At 41.5% G+C, this 20,105-nt stretch carries 21 protein-coding genes; 1 reads left to right on the top strand and 20 read right to left on the bottom strand.

The window, feature by feature from the left end:
* Positions 1–54 precede the first annotated feature (54 nt).
* The 18 genes from obgE to ACQ4KW_RS13955 all read right to left on the bottom strand — a co-directional run bounded on the left by obgE (position 55) and on the right by ACQ4KW_RS13955 (position 17,169).
* Positions 55–1,326, bottom strand: coding sequence for a GTPase ObgE (gene obgE / locus ACQ4KW_RS13870; RefSeq protein ID WP_430883079.1), 1,272 nt, complete (start codon positions 1,324–1,326; stop codon positions 55–57).
* Between the two features lie 528 nt (positions 1,327–1,854).
* A complete protein-coding gene (gene rpmA, locus ACQ4KW_RS13875) occupies positions 1,855–2,133 on the bottom strand; it encodes a 50S ribosomal protein L27 (RefSeq protein ID WP_430883080.1) in 279 nt (92 codons plus the stop codon).
* Complete coding sequence (locus ACQ4KW_RS13880; RefSeq protein ID WP_430883081.1) at positions 2,120–2,473, bottom strand: ribosomal-processing cysteine protease Prp; 354 nt, start codon at positions 2,471–2,473, stop codon at positions 2,120–2,122. The genes rpmA and ACQ4KW_RS13880 overlap by 14 nt, the downstream gene beginning before the upstream one ends.
* Before the next feature lie 5 nt (positions 2,474–2,478).
* Positions 2,479–2,790 (bottom strand): 50S ribosomal protein L21, encoded by a 312-nt coding sequence (gene rplU / locus ACQ4KW_RS13885; protein WP_430886580.1) that lies wholly within the window; start codon positions 2,788–2,790, stop codon positions 2,479–2,481.
* 153 nt (positions 2,791–2,943) lie between these two features.
* Positions 2,944–4,440 (bottom strand): Rne/Rng family ribonuclease, encoded by a 1,497-nt coding sequence (locus ACQ4KW_RS13890; RefSeq protein ID WP_430883082.1) that lies wholly within the window; start codon positions 4,438–4,440, stop codon positions 2,944–2,946.
* A gap of 9 nt (positions 4,441–4,449) precedes the next feature.
* Positions 4,450–5,157, bottom strand: coding sequence for a TIGR03936 family radical SAM-associated protein (locus tag ACQ4KW_RS13895; RefSeq protein WP_430883083.1), 708 nt, complete (start codon positions 5,155–5,157; stop codon positions 4,450–4,452).
* Positions 5,157–6,989, bottom strand: a complete 1,833-nt coding sequence (locus ACQ4KW_RS13900; protein WP_430883084.1) for a TIGR03960 family B12-binding radical SAM protein — start codon at positions 6,987–6,989, stop codon at positions 5,157–5,159. The genes ACQ4KW_RS13895 and ACQ4KW_RS13900 overlap by 1 nt, the downstream gene beginning before the upstream one ends.
* Before the next feature lie 225 nt (positions 6,990–7,214).
* A complete protein-coding gene (rodA, locus tag ACQ4KW_RS13905; RefSeq protein WP_430883085.1) occupies positions 7,215–8,336 on the bottom strand; it encodes a rod shape-determining protein RodA in 1,122 nt (373 codons plus the stop codon).
* A 110-nt stretch (positions 8,337–8,446) separates the two neighbouring features.
* Positions 8,447–8,707 (bottom strand): cell division topological specificity factor MinE, encoded by a 261-nt coding sequence (minE, locus tag ACQ4KW_RS13910; protein WP_430883086.1) that lies wholly within the window; start codon positions 8,705–8,707, stop codon positions 8,447–8,449.
* Positions 8,708–8,718: 11 nt separating this feature from the next.
* Positions 8,719–9,516 carry a septum site-determining protein MinD gene (gene minD / locus ACQ4KW_RS13915; RefSeq protein ID WP_430883087.1) on the bottom strand — a complete coding sequence of 266 codons (798 nt, stop codon included), beginning with the start codon at positions 9,514–9,516 and terminating at the stop codon, positions 8,719–8,721.
* A gap of 24 nt (positions 9,517–9,540) precedes the next feature.
* Positions 9,541–10,182: a septum site-determining protein MinC gene (gene minC / locus ACQ4KW_RS13920; protein WP_430883088.1), complete on the bottom strand. Its 642-nt coding sequence runs from the start codon at positions 10,180–10,182 to the stop codon at positions 9,541–9,543.
* Positions 10,183–10,299: 117 nt separating this feature from the next.
* Positions 10,300–13,185 carry a penicillin-binding transpeptidase domain-containing protein gene (locus tag ACQ4KW_RS13925; protein WP_430883089.1) on the bottom strand — a complete coding sequence of 962 codons (2,886 nt, stop codon included), beginning with the start codon at positions 13,183–13,185 and terminating at the stop codon, positions 10,300–10,302.
* A gap of 13 nt (positions 13,186–13,198) precedes the next feature.
* The gene (mreD, locus tag ACQ4KW_RS13930; RefSeq protein ID WP_430883090.1) at positions 13,199–13,684 is read right to left on the bottom strand and encodes a rod shape-determining protein MreD; all 486 of its coding nucleotides are present in this window, start codon (positions 13,682–13,684) and stop codon (positions 13,199–13,201) included.
* A 21-nt stretch (positions 13,685–13,705) separates the two neighbouring features.
* Positions 13,706–14,548, bottom strand: coding sequence for a rod shape-determining protein MreC (gene mreC, locus ACQ4KW_RS13935; protein ID WP_430883091.1), 843 nt, complete (start codon positions 14,546–14,548; stop codon positions 13,706–13,708).
* Between the two features lie 15 nt (positions 14,549–14,563).
* The gene (locus ACQ4KW_RS13940; RefSeq protein WP_430886581.1) at positions 14,564–15,589 is read right to left on the bottom strand and encodes a rod shape-determining protein; all 1,026 of its coding nucleotides are present in this window, start codon (positions 15,587–15,589) and stop codon (positions 14,564–14,566) included.
* Positions 15,590–15,615: 26 nt separating this feature from the next.
* On the bottom strand, positions 15,616–16,314 hold the full coding sequence (gene radC, locus ACQ4KW_RS13945) for a RadC family protein (protein ID WP_430883092.1): 699 nt from the start codon (positions 16,312–16,314) through the stop codon (positions 15,616–15,618).
* A gap of 22 nt (positions 16,315–16,336) precedes the next feature.
* Positions 16,337–16,915 (bottom strand): Maf family protein, encoded by a 579-nt coding sequence (locus tag ACQ4KW_RS13950; RefSeq protein WP_430883093.1) that lies wholly within the window; start codon positions 16,913–16,915, stop codon positions 16,337–16,339.
* A gap of 8 nt (positions 16,916–16,923) precedes the next feature.
* Positions 16,924–17,169, bottom strand: a complete 246-nt coding sequence (locus ACQ4KW_RS13955) for a DUF4321 domain-containing protein (RefSeq protein WP_430883094.1) — start codon at positions 17,167–17,169, stop codon at positions 16,924–16,926.
* 332 nt (positions 17,170–17,501) lie between these two features.
* Between ACQ4KW_RS13955 and ACQ4KW_RS13960 the strand changes: the two genes are divergently transcribed.
* A complete protein-coding gene (locus ACQ4KW_RS13960; protein ID WP_430883095.1) occupies positions 17,502–18,389 on the top strand; it encodes a hypothetical protein in 888 nt (295 codons plus the stop codon).
* A 133-nt stretch (positions 18,390–18,522) separates the two neighbouring features.
* Here the strand turns inward: ACQ4KW_RS13960 and ACQ4KW_RS13965 are convergent, their stop codons facing one another.
* Positions 18,523–19,506: an RnfABCDGE type electron transport complex subunit B gene (locus ACQ4KW_RS13965; protein WP_430883096.1), complete on the bottom strand. Its 984-nt coding sequence runs from the start codon at positions 19,504–19,506 to the stop codon at positions 18,523–18,525.
* 13 nt (positions 19,507–19,519) lie between these two features.
* Positions 19,520–20,101: an electron transport complex subunit RsxA gene (rsxA, locus tag ACQ4KW_RS13970; protein WP_430883097.1), complete on the bottom strand. Its 582-nt coding sequence runs from the start codon at positions 20,099–20,101 to the stop codon at positions 19,520–19,522.
* Positions 20,102–20,105 lie beyond the last annotated feature (4 nt).

The raw sequence follows: 20,105 nt of genomic DNA on the forward strand, positions 1-20,105 counted from the left end.
ATTTAATAATCGTCTCTCTGAGTTTATTCAATATTTGCTTTAAGAAGGTCCATATTAGTCGTAGAACTCGAATTCAATATCTTCTACACGCACTGTGTCACCGTCTTCTATGCCCATTTCCTTAAGCTTTTCAAATACGCCCTTTTGCATTAGAACAGATTGGAAGTGTCTTAGTGACTCATCATCATCAAAGTTTGTAGAGTACACAAGGCGTTCCACAGGTTCCCCTGTAACCACATAAACCTCGCCATCCATATTGTACTCAATTTGAGCTGGACCCTTTTCCACTTCGACAAAGAAGTCATCTTCTGTGTAAAGTGGCTCCATTTCAACTTCATCTAGCATTTCTGTCACATACTGCATGAGTTCATTGACACCCTTGCCTGTTGCGGCAGAAATTGGGAACACTTTAAAACCACGTGTTTCCATTTCATTTCTAAATGTCTCGTATTGTTCGTCATCAAATAGCAGGTCCATCTTGTTTGCTGCTATAATTTGGAATCTATCTGCCAGCTTTTCATTATACAGTCTAAGTTCATCGTTGATTTGATCGAAATCCTGAATCGGATCTCTACCTTCAAGGCCTGATACATCAACAACATGTACAATAACCTTTGTTCTTTCAACGTGACGCAGGAACTCATGACCAAGACCAATGCCTTCATGAGCACCTTCAATAAGACCTGGAATGTCTGCTAGGACAAATGATTTGCCCTTAACAACTTCGACAACACCTAGATTCGGTTGAAGGGTTGTAAAGTGGTAATTTGCTATTTTAGGCTTTGCCTTTGTGATTGTGGATAGAATTGTTGATTTACCCACATTAGGGTAACCTACAAGACCAACATCAGCCAGCATTTTCAGTTCAAGGATAACCGTTCTTTCTGATCCTTTTTTACCCTGCTCCGAGAAACTTGGAGCCTGGCGTACAGATGTTCTAAAATGCCAGTTGCCTCGACCACCCTTACCGCCTCTTGCTATGACAAATTGCTCGCCTTTTTCTGTCAGGTCAGCAATAATGCCGTTTGTTTCCTTATCTCGAATGATTGTCCCAGGTGGCACCTTGATAAACAGGTCTTGTGCATCCTTACCTGAGCATCTTTTCTTGCCGCCACGTTCTCCATCATCAGCCGTGTACTTCGTTTTATATCTGAAATCCATCAGGGTACGCAGACCTTCATCCACAATGGCAATAATGCTTCCACCTTTGCCACCATCACCGCCATCTGGACCGCCGTCAGGAACGTATTTTTCTTTTCTAAAACTTACCGCTCCATCTCCGCCTTTACCGGATCTCAGAAATATTTCAGCCTTATCGACAAACATCGATTCACCTCTTTTTCAATCTCTGATTCACTTGAGACAGGTCTGAATCATTTTCAGGACCATCTCAAGTGAATCAGCACATAACACACTATAAATCCCTGCAGAGGACATCTCTGCTATTATAATGAACACATTCAATCAATGTGTATACCGTTCTTAAATAAGCGCTTTCACTGCAACCAGTTAGTTCTATTATAACGAAAGTTGAAAACTTTTAAACAGGTTATAGTGGTTTTGCAGGTGAGAAATTGTGGCTAATCGAGGCGTGCAGTTTTCAGTACATGTGAGCGTACACGAGTACGTGATCATGTACTGAATAACTGCTACTACGATTAACAAATACTATTTCTCGTTAAGCCTTTTTGCAGGAGAGAATTTCGTTCTGATCAAGGCGCTCAATTTTCACCGCATATGAGCGTACCTGAGTACGTGATTATGGGGTGAGTAATTGTTGCAACGATGAGCAGGACGAAATTCTCCCTGCAAAACAAAATGTCCATCGTGAACGATGGACATTTTGGGTATTAACTACGCTTCATATACGCTTACTTGCTTCTTGTCGCTACCCTTACGCTCGAAACGAACAACGCCGTCCACTTTAGCGAATAGAGTATCGTCGCCGCCTCTGCCAACGTTGTTGCCAGGGTGGATTTTAGTTCCTCTTTGTCTAACAAGAATGCTGCCAGCAGTTACCTTCTGACCGTCACCTCGCTTAACGCCAAGTCTTTTAGACTCAGAGTCACGACCGTTCTTGGAGGAACCAACACCTTTTTTACTCGCGAATAGCTGTAGATTAACTCTTAGCATCCGGATGCACCTCCTCAATTAGAATTTTTATATATTCACTATACGTCAATTCAATTCCTTGAAATCCAACAAATACCGTTTCGAATATTGTTCGACTTTTCTCCCATTGGTCCCGGGTCAGGTCAGCTGGAAGTTCACAGTAAGCATATCCGTCATCACCAATTTCATAAATTGGTTCAGGAATTTTTGCCACTTCTAACAATGCGTTGATACCCATAAATGCTATAGCCGAAACACCAGCACAGACAATGTCTTCACCTGGATCAGCATATTCAGCATGGCCATCAACTTCGAATGAGAGGTACTCATCGCTTTTCTTTCTAAAACGAATTGTGATCATTATAATTACAGAGTAATTTTTTCGATTTGTACTTTAGTGAATGGTTGACGATGACCGTTCTTGTTTCTGTAGTCTTTCTTAGACTTGTACTTGTAAACGATAACTTTTTTAGCTTTACCGTTAGCAAGAACTTTAGCAGAAACTTTAGCGCCTTCAACTACAGGAGCACCAACAGATAGACCGTTGTCACCAGATACTGCTAGAACTTGATCGAATTCAACAGACTCGCCAGCTTCAACATTTAGCTTTTCAATGAATAGCGTGTCGCCTTCTTGAACTCTGTATTGCTTACCGCCAGTTTTAATGATTGCGTACATACTCGCACCTCCTCTTTCAAGACTCGCCAAAATCAGGTACACAAAATACTTTTCTGTGTTTAGAACCCATCCTGTGCGGATACCCATTTACCCATGACACTTATGTATCAAGAGGTACACACATGTTTTCATGTAAACATGCGAACATATGAATTATATATGATTCAGTTCGAAATTTCCAGTCTTTTTTGCAAAAACTTTCAACTTTTCTTCTGAATCCGCTCTTAACCTCTTAAAGCTTGAAGTATTCCCCCTTGCAATAAAGAGTTTGAAGCCTATTTTAGCACAGGCATCATGTATCATATCCCTGTGTTGATGCATAAACGCTTCAAGATGCTCAGGCACTTCGTAAAGAATACAATCCGCATCGGTGTGGTTTCTGTGGTGCACCATGTCCTTTATCAAGTCATCCGTCATTGTATCTGCCGCAGGCACAAAACCCTGTCCTCGACAAATTGGGCAAGGGTCCTTTAGCTTCCCGTAAATGCTGTCTACGGATTTCTTTCTCGTGATCTCCATAATACCTAGGGTTGTTATGCCATGTATGGTCACACGGTTTCTATCAGCTAAGACGGCCTTTTCCATGGACCGTATCAATTTATATTCCATGTCTTTTTCAGTCATGTCAATGAAATCAACAAGTATTATTCCACTAAGTTCTCGCACCTTCATGAGTTTAGCAACTGCTTTTGCAGCACTTGAGTTCACAGCAAAGGCGGTTTTTTCAATGTTTTGCTTACCAATATTTTGACCTGAATTGACATCAATCACCGTTAAGGCTTCTGTCTCTTCTATGACAAGCGAGGCCCCACCAGCGATTTCCACCACACGACCACTGAGTTTTTTGAGCGCCTCATTGACCTTATAGCTTTCGAATATGGGAAAGGACTCCCTGTAAAGTTTGACTTTATCCAACCACTCTGGACAACTTGTCTTCAAGTAAGTCTTTAAGTCCTCAAGAATACTTTGATCATTGCTGATGATTAAATCCACTTTATTTTTCAGTTCTGACCGAAGGGCCTGTACGGAAAAACTCTTGCCTGAGTATAGACACATCGGTGCCTTACCAAGCACCTTGTAGGACTTTATATGATCCCAGCGCTTGAGCAATTGGTCCAGCTCTTCATCTAGGGCCTCATCTGTTTTTTTCACTGCAGATGTTCGCACAATTAAACCGTATCCCGTCAGTGGAGAAGCCTTTATCCAGGACTCTATTCTTTCTTTATGTCCAGCATCAGATATTTTCTTACTGATGCCCACATGGACTTCTTCTGGAAGAAGAACCATTGAGTCTCCAGTGAGGCTCAGTCGCATGGTGACCTTGGCCCCTTTTGACCCCGAGGCGTCTTTGACAACCTCAACGAATATTTCTTCTCCAGCCTTGATCATTTGATTGAGAGGGTCTTGCTTTCTCCCCCGCCGACCATCACGAACCATATCCATTTTACTTAGGTAGGCATTTTTATCAAGCCCTATATCTACAAAAGCAGCGTCCATGCCCTGAATCACATCAACCACTCGACCTTTGTAGATCTTCCCCACATTAGATTCTGAGTGAATTTTGTCCACTCGAAAATCTTCAAGTTGTCCATCTGCCATAACAGCTAGACGTGTTTCGAATATCCCTTTGTCGATTATGATTTGACGCATAGAACCACCTTATAAGTCGTATAGAGGCACTAGTTGGCCTTCTTTTTGGGTGAACAGCTGGAGTCTGTGGACACGAACAGCTTCTACCGAATCAATTAAATCCATTTCTTTGATCAGGCAATCTATAAAAACTTCTGGCTTCAAATTACCATTGGAACCCGTTGCGACCGTTAGTCTAAATATAGACCGCGCCTCTTCAGAAAGAACAGTTTTAGCATCCATAACAAATGGACGTATATTGACATCTTTAATCTTGCCTTTTTTAGTTTTTTTCTGAATCATGATCTCATCTTTGTCAAGCAAATGATCCAATGCTTCATTTTCTTTTCTGCCGTCTGTGTCTTTCACAGCGTCACTATAGCGCACTTCAACCAAGTATTCCGATGCAGAAACAAGAGCCATAAGCTTTCCGCTTCCAGACACTTCTTTTGCACGTACAAAGCTTAAACCATCTGGCACATTGTCACCTTGATTGCTAATAAGTGCATTTGGATCAATAGCCTGGGTCAGTTCCACTTCAACGATTTCAGCTTCACTGGAAACACCAACGGCTAGAGGCGCTGCAAATGAAATTTTCGGATGTGGATTAAATCCCTGAGAAAATTTTAGTGGCAGTTCCATGCGTCGAAAGGCTCTTTCCATAAATCGTACCATTTCAAGATGGGAAAGGAACTTCATATTATCTTTTTTTACATATTGAATTCTTAAAGTTGACATTAGCACCCTCCCTGAAATAATCCAACATTGATGCCGCAACCAGTACAGCCCTGTCTACAGTCTTGTGTTACCTCAGCTTTCGTCGCTTTTTCGTTTTCACGAATCAGGAAGGGCTTGGTTACACCAATATCAATGAAGTCCCATGGTAGAATCTCCTCATAATCTCTTTCACGAGAAGCAAAGAAGTAAGGATCTACACCTGTTTCTTCAAAGGCGCTCATCCAGTTTTCATAAACGAAATACTCTTGCCAACCATCAAACTTAGACCCTTTTTCCCAAGTTCGTATAAGGGCTTCACCCAGTCTTCTGTCACCACGTGCCACAACCCCTTCTAAGAAACTTGTGTGAGCATCATGGTAGTTAAATTTAACGGCTCTATCTTTGATAGACGCTTTTACCACTTTCTGTTTTTGTTCAAATGTTTCAAGTGTGTCTTGAGCCATCCACTGGAAAGGCGTAAATGGTTTAGGCACAAAGCAAGATGCACTTAAGGTGACTGTCAATCGTCCTGAACGGTTTTCCTTTGGCATATCGTAGTAAATTTTAGCCACTCTGTCTCCGAGATCACCAATGCCCTGAAGATCTTCTTCACCTTCAGTTGGCAGGCCAATCATGAAGTATAGCTTCACTTTATTCCATCCAAGATTAAAAATTCTATCCATAGTGCCCATCAGATCATCCTCTGTGACACCCTTATTGATCACATCACGCATTCTCTGCGTACCTGCTTCAGGTGCAAAGGTTAAACCTGTTTTTCGAATCTTTTGAATCTGCTCAATAACAGACACCGAGAATGAGTTTAGTCTTAGGGATGGCAGGGAAACGCCAACCTTGTTTTCTTCGTGATCCTTAATAAGCCCCTTGATAAGCTTATTGATTTCCGAGTAATCCATAGTGCTTAAAGACGCAAGGGATAACTCTTCGAACCCCGTCGTTCGAATGAGAGTCATTGCCGCTTCCTGGATAACATCCACACTTTTTTCGCGTACAGGACGGTAAATCATACCAGCTTGGCAGAATCGACACCCTGCCGTACAACCTCTAAAAATTTCTACCATTGCGCGGTCATGAACTGTATCCATATATGGGACAATAAAACTTTCTGGATAATAAACCGTATTCAAGTCCTTGATGATTCTTTTTTGAATTTTTGCAGGAACACCCGCTTCTGTCGGCTCAAAGCTCTTTATGGTTCCGTCTTCATTATAGGCCACTTCATAGAAACAAGGCACATAGACACCTTGTATATCAACGAGTGCTCTAAGGATTTCTTTTCTTGATTTTCCAACCTTTTTAAGGCTCTTGACTGTTTCAACAACTTCCAGTGTGACCTCTTCTCCTTCACCGAGGACAAAAGCGTCAATAATATCTGCAATCGGTTCTGGATTGTATGCACATGGACCGCCCGCTATAATAATCGGATCAGATTCTTGTCTGTCCTTAGATCTGACAGAAATGCCACCTAGGTCAATCATATTAATTATGTTTGTATAAGACAGCTCATACTGGAGGGTAAACCCTAATATATCAAGATCCTTCACTGGGGATTTTGTCTCAACCGTAAAAAGTTCCATGCCTTCCCTGCGCATTTCAGCTTCAAGGTCTGTCCATGGCGCAAAAACACGCTCACAGTAAATATCTTCTTTTGAGTTTAATAACCCATATAAAATATGCATGCCTAAATGGGACATGCCCACTTCATACACATCAGGAAAAGCAAAACCAAAACGGACCATGTCATCTTTAATCTCTTTCATGGCACTGTTGATCTCTCCACCGATGTATCTTGATGGCTTTTCCACGCGATATAGGATATCATCTAGTTTATTCATCAAATCAATCGCCTCTCTTGTTTCTCACCCGGTTCACGCTCTCGCAAACCATTTTAGTTTTAAATCTTCGACCTATAGAACACCATTTCGATGTTGTTTTCTCACATTAACTTATCCATTCTATCAGATTTTCATCAAAATTCAACCGCAAGGCTCCAAGACAATGTTTTTCTCTGACAGCAGGAAAGCCGAAGCAAACCGCTTCGGCTCAGTTGGTTGCCATGCCTAATCCATATATAGGAATGACCCACGCATACGTCTCATGTAGACATTCAGTACAAGGCCTATGGCCAGCAGACTTGTTATAAGGGAACTCCCACCGTAACTTAAAAAAGGTAGGGTAACACCTGTAACAGGCATTATTCCCATCGTCATGCCTATATTCTCAAATATTTGGAATGCAAACATAAAGACAACACCTATAACCACCAGTGAACCATAGTCATCCTTTGACTTGATGGAGATGGTCAACATACGCATCATAAGTAGAAAATATAAAAATATGATGGTTGCGCCACCGACAAACCCAAGTTCCTCACCTAAAACCGCAAAAATGAAGTCTGTCTCTTGAACTGGTAGGTAGTCATATCGGTGGTAGACGCCCTTAAAGAGCCCACGACCTAAAAACATACCAGACCCAATGGTTATTTTTGACTGCATAACCTGGTAATTGCCCTGAAGGGTCGGGTCGTTGGGATTTAAAAACGCATCAATACGAAGCCGTTGGTGGGGCAACATATTCATATATACCACTGGAAGACTTATAGCCGCTGTGATGATTCCGCCAATGATAAGCTTGTAGTTTAAGCCCGCACAAAAAAGCATGCCCATGGCTATAAAAATAAAGACAAGGGCCGTCCCCATATCCGGTTGAAGAAGAAGCAAGAGTACAAATGGCGCCAAATGAAGGGCCGGGAATATCAAACTCCTAATGGAATTGAACTGATCTTTTCTCTCCTCAAGCATATGGGCATAGGTCAGGATAAATCCCAATTTTGCAATTTCAGCTGGTTGAAAATATAAGACCTTTAAATCTATCCAGCTTCTTGCACCAAACTGCTGGACACCCAGACCTGGTATATAGACTGTCAACATAATCAGTATAGACACAACATAGACAAGCCTGTGAAAGTCCTTGAAAGTCTTATAGTCAAAACTCATTGCAAGGAGCATGGCAATAATGCCAATAACAAACCCAAGTGCCTGATTACGCACTTCTCTTGTCATGCCTACTATATGAGCATCCGTCGCACTGGTAATCATGATCATTCCCATGGTGAACAAAATCAGTACGATGGCGATTAAATTGAAATCTATTGTTTTTAAGTAGTTTTTATTAATCAACACATCACCTCTGATGTCTTACGGTCTTCAGTAAATTTCACATAATAAAGCCCCCGAATCGCTGTCGCAGTCCGGAGGCTTACACTCGGATAGATTATCGCATCCGGCTCTACCTATCGCTTCATGTGTTTGATTGGAATACTTGCAATAAGCGCTGGACGACCATTTTCTTCGGCTTCAGTGATTCTAATATCAAGACCGTTTTCGTCGATATCAATATGCTCTTTCAAAGCTGCAAGAAGATCGCCTTTTACATGATCAAGAAAATCTGGTGAACAGTTTGCACGATCATGTACTAGTACCAGTTTCAGCCTCTCCTTGGCGACGTTCTTGCTCGAGTCTTCCTTACTTAAGAACTTCAGTAGATCAAACATCTAGTCCCCTCCTATTTGCTGAATGAAAATAACTTTTTAATCTTGTCGAAGAATCCATCTTGTAACTCAAGGTCAAGGAACTCAACCTCTTCGCCAGTAATTCTTCTTGAAATATTCATAAATGCCTGTCCTGACATAGATGCTTCATTGTTTACAGCTGGTTCACCACGGTTAGTGCTGACAACAACCTGTTCGTCATCTGGCACAACACCAATAAGATCAATAGCAAGAATATCTGTCATATCCTCAATATTCATCATATCGCCACGTTTTACCATATCAAGACGAATTCTGTTGACGATAAGAAGTGGATCATTCACTTCCGCCGCCTCAAGTAGGCCGATAATTCTATCAGCATCACGAACGGCTGAAATTTCAGGCGTTGTAACAACCAGTGCTCTGTTTGCACCTGCTATGGCATTTTTGAAACCTCTTTCAATGCCTGCTGGACAGTCAACAATAACATAATCATGTGTTTCACTTAACTTGCTTGTTAGTTCCTTCATTTGTTCTGGAGAAACTGCATCTTTATCTTTTGTTTGTGCCGCTGGTAGAAGATATAAGCCTTCAAAACGCTTATCTTTTATAAGCGCTTGCTTCAAACGGCAGTTTTCGTTAACAACATCAACAATATCATAAACAATTCTGTTTTCCAGTCCAAGCACAACATCTAGGTTTCTCAGACCGATATCTGCATCTATAACGACTACTTTTTTGCCCATTTTCGTAAGACCAGCGCCAATATTTGCTGTCGTAGTTGTTTTGCCAACACCGCCCTTACCAGACGTGATTACAATGACTTCACCCATATTTTATAGCCTCCTATTCACTTTCTAAAGGTATGGTTCGATCATGATGTTTTTATCCTTGACATAAGCGATTTCAGGACTTGTAGGTCCATCACCGTCGTCTGGTGACCTCGTTATCAATGATCCTATGCGAAGCTGAGTCGGCTGAAGTCTTTGTGCTACGACCCATGCACTTTCATTTCCATCTGCCCCCGCGTGTGCAACGCCTCGAAGGCTTCCAAAGACTGCTATATTGCCGTATGCAATGACTTCAGCTCCAGGGTTGATGTCTCCCAGAATAACAACATTTCCTTCGAACTCCACACTCCTGCCTGAACGCAGTGTGCCCCTAACGAACTTTGTCATGCCTTCTTCAAGGCCATCAAATGCCTTGGCAATAACAGGCTTTGCTTTTGGTTCTTCTCTTTTTACAGGTACATATGGCTTCATGGAAGTGACCAGCATGCCAAATTCCTTGCTGAATATTTCAGCCAGCATAGACTCTTCTTTTGTATGAAGCGGTCGTCCCTCTGTGCCAATAACCTTTGCCCCTTTAAAAAAGTTCTTCGATGTTTCCAGTTTTAAGTTGAGCGCATCGATGATTTGAGCAAAAGCCACAGACTCATCCATTTGAATGATAATGCCTTTCTTTGTTCCCTTAAATTCTATCAAGTTATTCAGCCCCACGCTATAACCCCCAAGTTTTGACTTGATGCTATTTTCGTGTCCCCGAAAATATCCCTTCTTACATTATATATTGAAAACGGTATTTGCAAAAGGTAAAATAATTTACTCATCGACATTTTATGGTTCTTCCGTTTCTTCTGACTCAGGTTCTATGCCAAAATACTCAGCGTAAACATCCCTTACAATTGGGGATGCGTACCCACCATGCCCCCCTTGTGGCAACATGGAGACAACTGCAATTTCAGGGTCTTCATACGGTCCAAAAGAAACAAACCAGGCGTAGTTGTCATATGTGTCTCTGAAGCTGTTGATGATTTCATCATCAAGCCCTCTGTGACTCATATCTTTAATGGCTTGCCTCAAGGCACTTGAGTAATCTAAATAGCCCTGACGAATCAGTTTGTTTATTTTCGTTTCAACACGCTCAATTTCACTTTCATCTTGAATCATTCTCTTTCGCTTTTCAAGATCAGCAATTTCATCATTGCGCATAATGAGAATTTCTTCGGCCATTTTTTCTACGTCTTCAACTTTTAAGGACGGATCAAAGCGAGCCATATTTTCCTTCAAGTAAGCTACTTCGTCAAGCGGTGGGATTAAACCTTCTTTTTCTGCTGTTCCTGTTTTTGCAGCCACTGTGATCGGGAAGTTTTTGAAAATTCTTGCCGTACCAGCATCTTCTTGAGTGGCGTTTAACATACCAATACGCAGGTGATTCAAAACGTCATTAACCACCTTGCCCTCATTCACGCCTTCATTTGTCACACCGGCATTTTTATCATTGACTTCATCGCCCACTTTTCGAATAAGGGTCAATTCATTCAAATACCCATCATTGGCTATGGTTGCAATAAATCTAGCAATTTGAAGAGGTGTATATTGATGGGCCCCTTGTCCTATGGACAAATTCAGGGTATCGCCTTCAAACCACTCCATTTGATTAAAATAATCATACTTAATAATGTCTGCAAGACCTTCTGCAATTTCATAGGTGTCTATACCAAGCTCTCTTAACTTGTTAATGACAGCCCCCCTTGATGGGTTCTCATCTGACCATGAGACAATTTCCTCTATAAGGTCTTCTGTTTCTTCATCTGTGTCTATATATTCCACAGGGAAGTAGTCAGCCAAGACCTTGTTTAATTTTCGTCTTAAGGCATTTTCAAGTTGTCTTTTCTTTTTATCAGGATCTGGAATCCCAGGGTTGTTCTCATAGATTTCCACACCACTTGGTTCGTCAAGCCCCAGCTTCTTAGAGTGTTCTAGAAGCAGGTCTGTGTTCATCTTGAAATCAAGAGGCTTGTCCTTGCTCCAGTCATAGCCTGTTGCAATATCGAAGAAGTAGTAGTTACAGGACACTTCTATGGCTTTATAGAGGTCTATGAGCCCATGTCGCCCACGGTAGGAGTTCCAGTACCAGCAACCGAATGAGTGCCCGCCAATTTCAATGAAACCATCTGCATAGAGCTTTTTCGTCGGATCAAGCCCTTCTAACATGGCTGCAAAGCCCGTCACCATTTTGTAGGCCGACCCCGGCTGTACAGCAGTGAGTGCAGTCAAATTATAGAGGGGTCTAGGTGCCAGTGGGTTTCTTGGATTGTCTGGCTGAAGAGCCGCCCAGTCCTTGGCACTGATACCTGTTGCAAAAAGGTTTACATCATAGTCCGGGTAACTGGCCATGGCTAGGACTTCGCCGGTTTTCACATCTACGACAACAACCGACCCTGTTTGTGCATTGGGAAAGGACTCCCTATAGTTGTAATTGCCCCACTTGCTCTCATATACACCACCCTCTTGGATGGTTTTGAGACCATACTCCAAATATTCTTCCACTTTCTTTTGGAGTTCTATGTCGATGGTCAACTGAATATCTTCCCCAGAAATCGTCTTCTTGGGTTGCTTGTCTTTTTCAAGCCATGTCAATTCATTTTCTGGCACTTCTCGAACCAGCTTACCAAGGGCGTCAACTTCTATGTACTTCCATCCATCTTGGCCCGTCAAGTCCAGTTCGTAACTTCCTTCAATACCGACTTTACCGATGAGTTGATTTCTGTCATATTTATATTTTTTGACGTATTTATCAATTTCGTCTTGCTGGGCAATTTTCCCCATATAGCCTAAAACATGTGAAGCCGTGTCCTTGTATGGATAAAACCTTTTGGGATCAATTTCAACGGTTACACCTGGTAAGTCCATAGACATTTCACTAATAAGGACAGCCACAGACTCATCAATATCTTTGGCAATCGTTATAGGGACATACTTTCTATATCCAAGAACCTTAAAGTCGTGCTTGAGGGCCAGAATCTTATAGGCATCTTCATCAGATACGTCTTCGTCTATGCCAAACTCTCGTCTATCTCGAATGATACGAAAGGCTTCTTCTGCTGATATATCATAGTCAAGCCCATAGGTGTCTAAGAATCTTTCCTTGTCGATTTCAGAGTAAAACTTCATCTTTGATTGAGAGAACGGAAGGTAAACACCCTTCAGCTTTAGAATTTTCTGGGCTTCTGTATCTGTAAGGACCACAGACACCTGTTCCCGTCTTCTTATCTCATCAAAGAGGTCTTCAGCGTCTCTATAGCCTTCATAGCCATTGGAAGACAGCCAGTCATCTATGTTCTTGTCATAGGAAAAATAAAAAGTCCCATTGTCAATGCGAATTGGAAACTCTATATGACTTTGGTCGTACTCGTTTAATATATCAATAAGTCTGACAGCCACTTTGTTCATTTCCTTGGAAGTTAGAGTGCTACCACTAACATTGACAGTAAAACTTGGAAGATTTCCAGCCAGTAAAACGCCGTTTCGATCAAGGATTTCCCCTCGTTTCGCAACGACTGGTATTTGCTTTAGTCTTTTGTTTACAGACATTTCACGGTAATATTCACCATTTGTAATGGTTAATACAGCTAGGCGTACAACCATTATGATGAATATCATGGAAAATATTATGATTATCTGTATCCTTCTGTCTTTAAGCTTTTTCAGTATTTCCATGATTGCCCTTTCACTATCTCAGACCATAACCATACAATCTTTTTAAGACATTGCCATAAATGAATACACTAATGATTCCATTAAGCACCGTTTCTAAAATAAGCACCTTAACGATCAAGTTGCCATTGATGTTTGAGCTGAATATATACATAATCCCCATCCAGATCATATGATAGGAAAGTGTGGACACACCTGTGATAACAAGGGGTGTCAGAAAGTTATCCTTGAAGAGGGACTCCTCAAAAGAACCGATTATCCATGCCACCACCGTATATATCAGTAAGTTTATACAGAGTATTTTACTGAGAAACACATCCTGAAAGGCACCTGCGAAAAGAGCCATATAGAACCCTTCCCGCTTACCAAAAAGTGCGCCAAATACAACAACTAGAATTAAAGAGGTGTTTGGTAACACCCCATTTATTCTAAAAAATTGAAGCCATGTCGACTGAAATATGAAGTTTAACAGCGCGATTAAAAAAATATAACGCGTTTTCATATAGTCACCTTTTTCAGCAGTTTATTTAACATCCGGTGCCTCTTTAGCTGGTATGACGAGGACCTTGTTAAGTCTTTTAAAATTCACAGAGGGTTCAACCACCACTTGTTTTAAGAGATCGTTCTCATCTATGATCACTTCTTTCACTTCGCCAATCATAATCCCTTTGGGATATAGACCAACTCCAGAAGTCATGACCTTGTCCCCAACAACCACCTGTGCCTGGGGATCAAACAATTTACCTTTAATGACAGAATCCACACTGCCTGTGATCAGACCATCAAAGTCCTGATTCACACGGCGCATTTCAAATCCAATTGAACTGTTATTATCAATAATTGATATAACCTTAGCCCAGTTGTCGCCAGCCTCATACACAAGGCCGACGAGGCCATCTCCATTCATCACTGTTGAGTTTTTGGTCACACCATCCGACAAGCCCACGTCAATAAGAAACATGTTATACCAATTACCAGTGTCTTTGGCTATGACACTGCTGGAAACATAATTATTGATGCGCATTTTATCGACATAATTTAAAGAGTTTTTCAATTCTCGAAGCTCTGCAAGTTCTTTGCTGTCTAGGGTATACTCCATGAGTTCCGTTTTAAGTGTCTCATTTTCAGCCCTTAAAGCTTCATTTTCCTCTTTTATGTTCCAAACCTCAAGTATGGGCATAACACGATCAGACACAAAATTCCCAGTGGAAGAAAAGAGCTTATTGACAGGCGTTAGCAAATCGCCAGTCAGCTTTTCAACATAAGTGATATTTGAGCGTCCACCCATCGTTATTCCCATGATGACCAGAAGCAAAACGCCAAGAACAACGATAAGCCATTTTTTCCATCTGCTGTCGTAATTCATGGATGCCTCCGCTTCTTATCCAATTCTTTTAGGGGATATAAACACACTCTTCAGTAAGTCATAATTTTCAAGGGCAATACCTGTTCCGTGCGCCACACAATCAAGTGGTTCTTCTGCGACTTTGACTGGCATACCGGTTTCTTTATTAATGAGAATATCAAGTCCGTCAAGAAGGGCTCCACCACCAGTTAATACAATACCTTGCATCATAATATCCGATGCCAGTTCAGGTGGTGTTTTCTCTAGGGTGATCTTGATGCCTTCAATGATAGAATTGATAGGTTCCGCCAGAGCACTTAGAATTTCTCCTGAGCGAACAGCCTGTGTTTTAGGCAGACCTGTTAGCAGGTTACGTCCTGTAATTTGAAGAGACTTCTCGTCTTTTCTTGGCCATGCAGAACCGATATGTATTTTAATCTCTTCCGCAGTTCTTTCCCCAATAGTAAGACTGTACTCTTTTCGGATATGGTGGATAATGGCTTCATCCATTTCGTCTCCACCGACACGAATTGATCTTGCTACAACGATGCCACCAAGTGAGATGACTGCAATCTCAGTTGTTCCGCCGCCAACATCTACAACCATGCTACCAGTCGCTTCAGCAACAGGAAGGCCTGCACCAATTGCAGCAGCCATCGGTTCTTCAATAAGCAGAGCATCTTTCGCTCCAGCGGATAGGGCCGCTTCTATTACAGCGCGTTTTTCAACTTCTGTAACACCAGAAGGAACACCAACAACAACTCGAGGTGCAAAGAAAATAGACCGCTTTGGATAAGCTTGTTGGAAAAAATGCTTCATCATTTTTTGAGTGATTTCAAAATCTGCGATAACGCCATCTCTTAGAGGACGAATTGCAACAACATTCCCCGGCGTACGACCGATCATGCTTTTAGCCTCAAGCCCAACAGCAAGAACTTCTCCTGTATCCATTTGAAGTGCTACTACAGATGGTTCCCTAACAACAATGCCTTTAGATTTTATATTAACCAGGGTATTGGCTGTGCCCAGATCGATACCCATATCTTTTGTAAACCATTTCATAAAACTCACTAAGTTCCCCTTTCAAGTCACATGTCACCATGGGCTTTAAGACTATACCATTTCCCGCCACCAATGATCACATGATCTAAAACTTTTATGCCCAGAAGCAAACCGCTCTCAGACAACCTCTTTGTAATATCAATATCCTCCCTTGAAGGTTCTGGATTTCCAGAAGGATGATTATGTACCAAAATAATTGCGGCAGCACTTCTCTTTACTGCTTGCGAAAAAACTTCTCGCGGGTGGACTATGCTAGCGTTTAAACTGCCAACAGATATAATGTCTTGTCCAGTCACTTCGTTCTTTGTATTCAAATAACAAACTCTAAACTCTTCTTTTTTCAAATGACGCATTAGAGGCATAAACACATCTACAATGTCATCGGGAGATTTTATTCGTGGTTTTTTTGAGAAGTCACCAGAGTAAACTCTCTTTCCAAGTTCTATGGCTGCAAGTATTTGACAGGCCTTTGAAGGGCCAATGCCGTGTATGGCCATAAGTTGTTCTTGGCTACATGATGCCAGGTGCTTAACACCTTGCGCCCTGTCAACGGCGAGAACTTGCGCCGCTAGATCAAGGGATGAAAGTCTCCCTGCACCAGTTTGTATGAGAATTGCCAATAGTTCCGTATTCGAAAGGACTTGGGCGCCTTGTCCCAGGAGTCGTTCCCTAGGTTTTTCAGCGTCCGGCATATCCTTCACAAGTAGAGCCTGTTTTTCTTTCATAAATTCACCTCAAGATTTAATCTTAGATGAACCGCATTTCAAAATGCTTTTCGAGCAATGACTCGAGCTTACTGACTGGAAGTCCAACAACATTGAAAAAATCACCCTTAATCCACTCGACTAGGGTCATACCCTTTCCTTGAATGGCATAGGCCCCTGCTTTACCATAGGCCTCACCTGATTCAATGTAACGGTCAATTTTTTCATCACTAAGACTTTTAAATTGGACGTCAGTGCATTCGAAATCAACAATTTTTTTATTTGTTCCAGCTTCAATAATGGCAAATCCTGTATAAACCTGGTGAAGTGAGCCACTAAGACTTGTCAGCATATTTCTTGCATCCTCAGCATCTTGTGGTTTTCCCATGACTTCATTATGGTAAACAATAGTATCTGCTGCAATAATAAGCGTGCCTTCTTCATGTCTGGAAGCAACATCAAGTCCCTTTTCCAGTGCTAAACCCATAGCGATCTGTTCTGGGGTTTCATGGTCTCGAACAACTTCCTCGATCGAGCTTGCATCTACGGAAAACTCTACGCCAACACGCTCCAGTAATTCTTTGCGTCTTGGTGAGTTCGATGCTAGAACAATTCTTGTCATAATGCCTCCTATAACTTCTTAAAAATAAGCAGTGATATGACCAAGCCAAGAATTGCCGCTAAATTAATTTGCATTGTAAAGCCTAGAACAAGTTTTATCACACTTAAGTCAATGGTTACCGGGTCAAAACCAATAGATCTCCCATACGCTAAAATTGGCAATGTATCTTGAAACACATCCCCAATAATACCTCCTATAACGAGACCTACCAGCATGACAAGCATGAATCCAAGTGTGCTACTCGCTTTGCGCATGCGGTCCTCCTTCTGGGTTGATTATACCACTTAATTCCATTTATTTCCAACCCTTAGTTTTAAATCCGAACTGTATTTCCTTTGAGATTAAACAGACAACCTCATCCTTAAGTTTAGCATGGGGCATGGTTATATACAAGTTTTAATCAGGTTACAAATTAAGTGTTTCCCTCTTATATGAAAGCTTATTTCGATATTCAAAACGCAAAGACTTATTAACATAATTGTAATCATATGGTAATACTAGACATCTGGTAATATGATACAATACTTTTGATTATTGGAAGCTTCCATCTTGTAAATAATTAAAATAGAAACCTATGGAGGTCATTATGAAAAAGAAACTGGCTGCAAGTCTTGTTCTAGCTCTAGCTATGAGCACAACTATGGTCCATGCTGATATTGTCGATGAAAGCAATCGAGAAGATGCAGACCAAAACAATATTGTTATTGAATCCGCATTCGTCCCATCTGGAAACAATGTCATCATTTATTTAGACGACAGGTTCAGCATAGATGAAGACTATGCCAATGATCCAGATAACTATTCCATTCCTTTCGTGAAAATCCGTTCAGTCAAAGCGGAAAAGAGAATGCTTAGTGACGATGGAAAAAGTGAAGTGGATTCAGAAACATATAACAAAATCACGCTTCGTACAAGCGCTTCTATTCACGACAAACAGCGATTTGTCATCATAAAGTCACTGGGAAATGATAACGAAGGACAAGAAAATTTGCTTCACTCAATAGCCCCTCGTGGAGAAATGAAATCACCTAAATATGTAGAAGGCACAGTGGACAATTCTGTTGACAGCTCAAAGGCACCATCTGATGAGCCTACCGAAAAAGAATCAAAAAAACAATCAACGGCTTCTAAGAAAGCAACCACAACTAAAACTCCAGCTGAAACTCAAACTGTTGAGGGCATTACCTATGATCAGATTACAAGCTCTACAGCACCAGATTCTGATCATATACGACTTGACTTTGCAGAAGGTATAGAACTGGAGAAAGAAGCGGTAGAAGACCACACGTCTTACCGTCTTGTTGATAATAACGGCCAACGTCTTTATGTTCTCAAGGCTATTATGCTTTCGCCAAATCAAGTCATACTTGAAACGCAAGGTCAGTCTAAAAATGAGCGCTACACCCTAACAGCTGATTGGATTCTTCCAGGAGAGCGCACGGATTGGTTTGTTTATAGCAATGCTACAAAATAATTATAGGATTGAGCAATAAGAATTACGCAATAAAAGAGGCTGTGCGAAAATGAATTTTTCATCATCGCACAGCCTTTTAATATATTCTCTTAAATACCCACCAAATATAAAATTACAAGTTCATTTAACTGAACTACTTCATTTCGATGGCATCTTTTGGACATTTCTTTTCACAGGCTCCGCATCCAATACATTTTTCTGGATCGATTTTGTGAATGCCCTTTAATTCGCCTTCAACTGCATCAACTGGACATGCCTTTGCACAAAGGGTACAGCCAATACATTTATCTTCTATGACAACAGCTGTTTTTCGTGCATCAAAGTCTGCCCAAATAGCCTTTGTAGGACATTTTTCAGCACAAATCATACACTCTGTACACTTGTCATAGTCAATTTTAGCAACCATATTTTCAACATGAATTGCATCGAATGGACAAGATCTCTCACATATACCACAAGCGATACAAGCCACACCACAATTTTTCTTTACATGGCCACCACGCTCCTGGTTGTTACAGTCAACAACAACAAGCTGGTTGTATGGCACAAGTCCAATAACATCTTTAGGACAAGCTTCAATACACTTGTTACATGCCGTACACTTGTCTTCATCAACAACTGCAACACCCTTGTCATTGACATGGATGGCATCAAAAGGACATACGCGTTCGCAAGTGCCTAGACCCATGCATCCATAGCCACATGATTTTGGTCCACCTGCCAGTTGTGACGCTGCCAAGCAATCTGCAACACCATTGTACTCATACTTGTCTTGACACTTATCTGACGTGCCATTACAAAGCACACGCGCAATCATTTTAACTGAATCGCCCGCTTCAAGACCCATAATACCTGCAATGGCCTGTACACAGTCAGGTCCACCAACTGGACATCCATTGATTGGAGCATCGCCTGCTACAACAGCATTGGCAAAACCACCACATCCAGGATAACCACAGCCACCACAGTTTGCACCTGGTAAAGCATCCAGTATTTGAACCGCACGTGGATCAACTTCAACAGCAAATTTCTGAGATGCGAAAGCCAGACCCGCACCAAACAGAAGACCTAGTCCTCCAAGGCTGGCACCGGACCATAGAATTGAATTAAAATCCATATCCACTACCCTCCTATACTAAGCCTGAGAATCCAAGAAAGGCGATTGCCATTAGACTTGCAGTTACAAGCGCTATTGGGAAACCTTCAAATGGAGTCGGCACGTCTGATAAAACAAGTTTTTCTCGAATGCCTGCAAATAGAACAATCGCAAGCGAGAAACCAATCGCAGCAGAAATCGAGTGAACGATTGTCTGGATTAGATTAAAGTCATACTGAATGTTCAGTAGTGCTAGGCCAAGAACAGCACAGTTTGTTGTAATCAGCGGAAGGAATACACCTAGAGCCGAGTACAGCGTCGGACTGATCTTTTGTAGTACAATTTCAACGAACTGAACAAGCGATGCGATTACAAGGATAAATGCAATCGTCTTAAGGAACTCAAGTCCCAGTGGCACCAGTAGCACATGCCACACGAAATATGTGATAATACCAGCCAGCGTCATTACAAACGTTACGGCCATTCCCATACCGAAAGCTGTCTCTACTTGCTTGGAAACTCCAAGGAAAGGACAGATCCCTAAGAAACGGGAAAGCACGAAGTTGTTTACCAATATGGCACTGACAACGATAATTAGAATACTAGCATTTTCCATTATT

Source organism: Tianxiuia mixotrophica (assembly GCF_050596425.1).
GTDB lineage: Bacteria > Bacillota > Clostridia > Peptostreptococcales > Acidaminobacteraceae.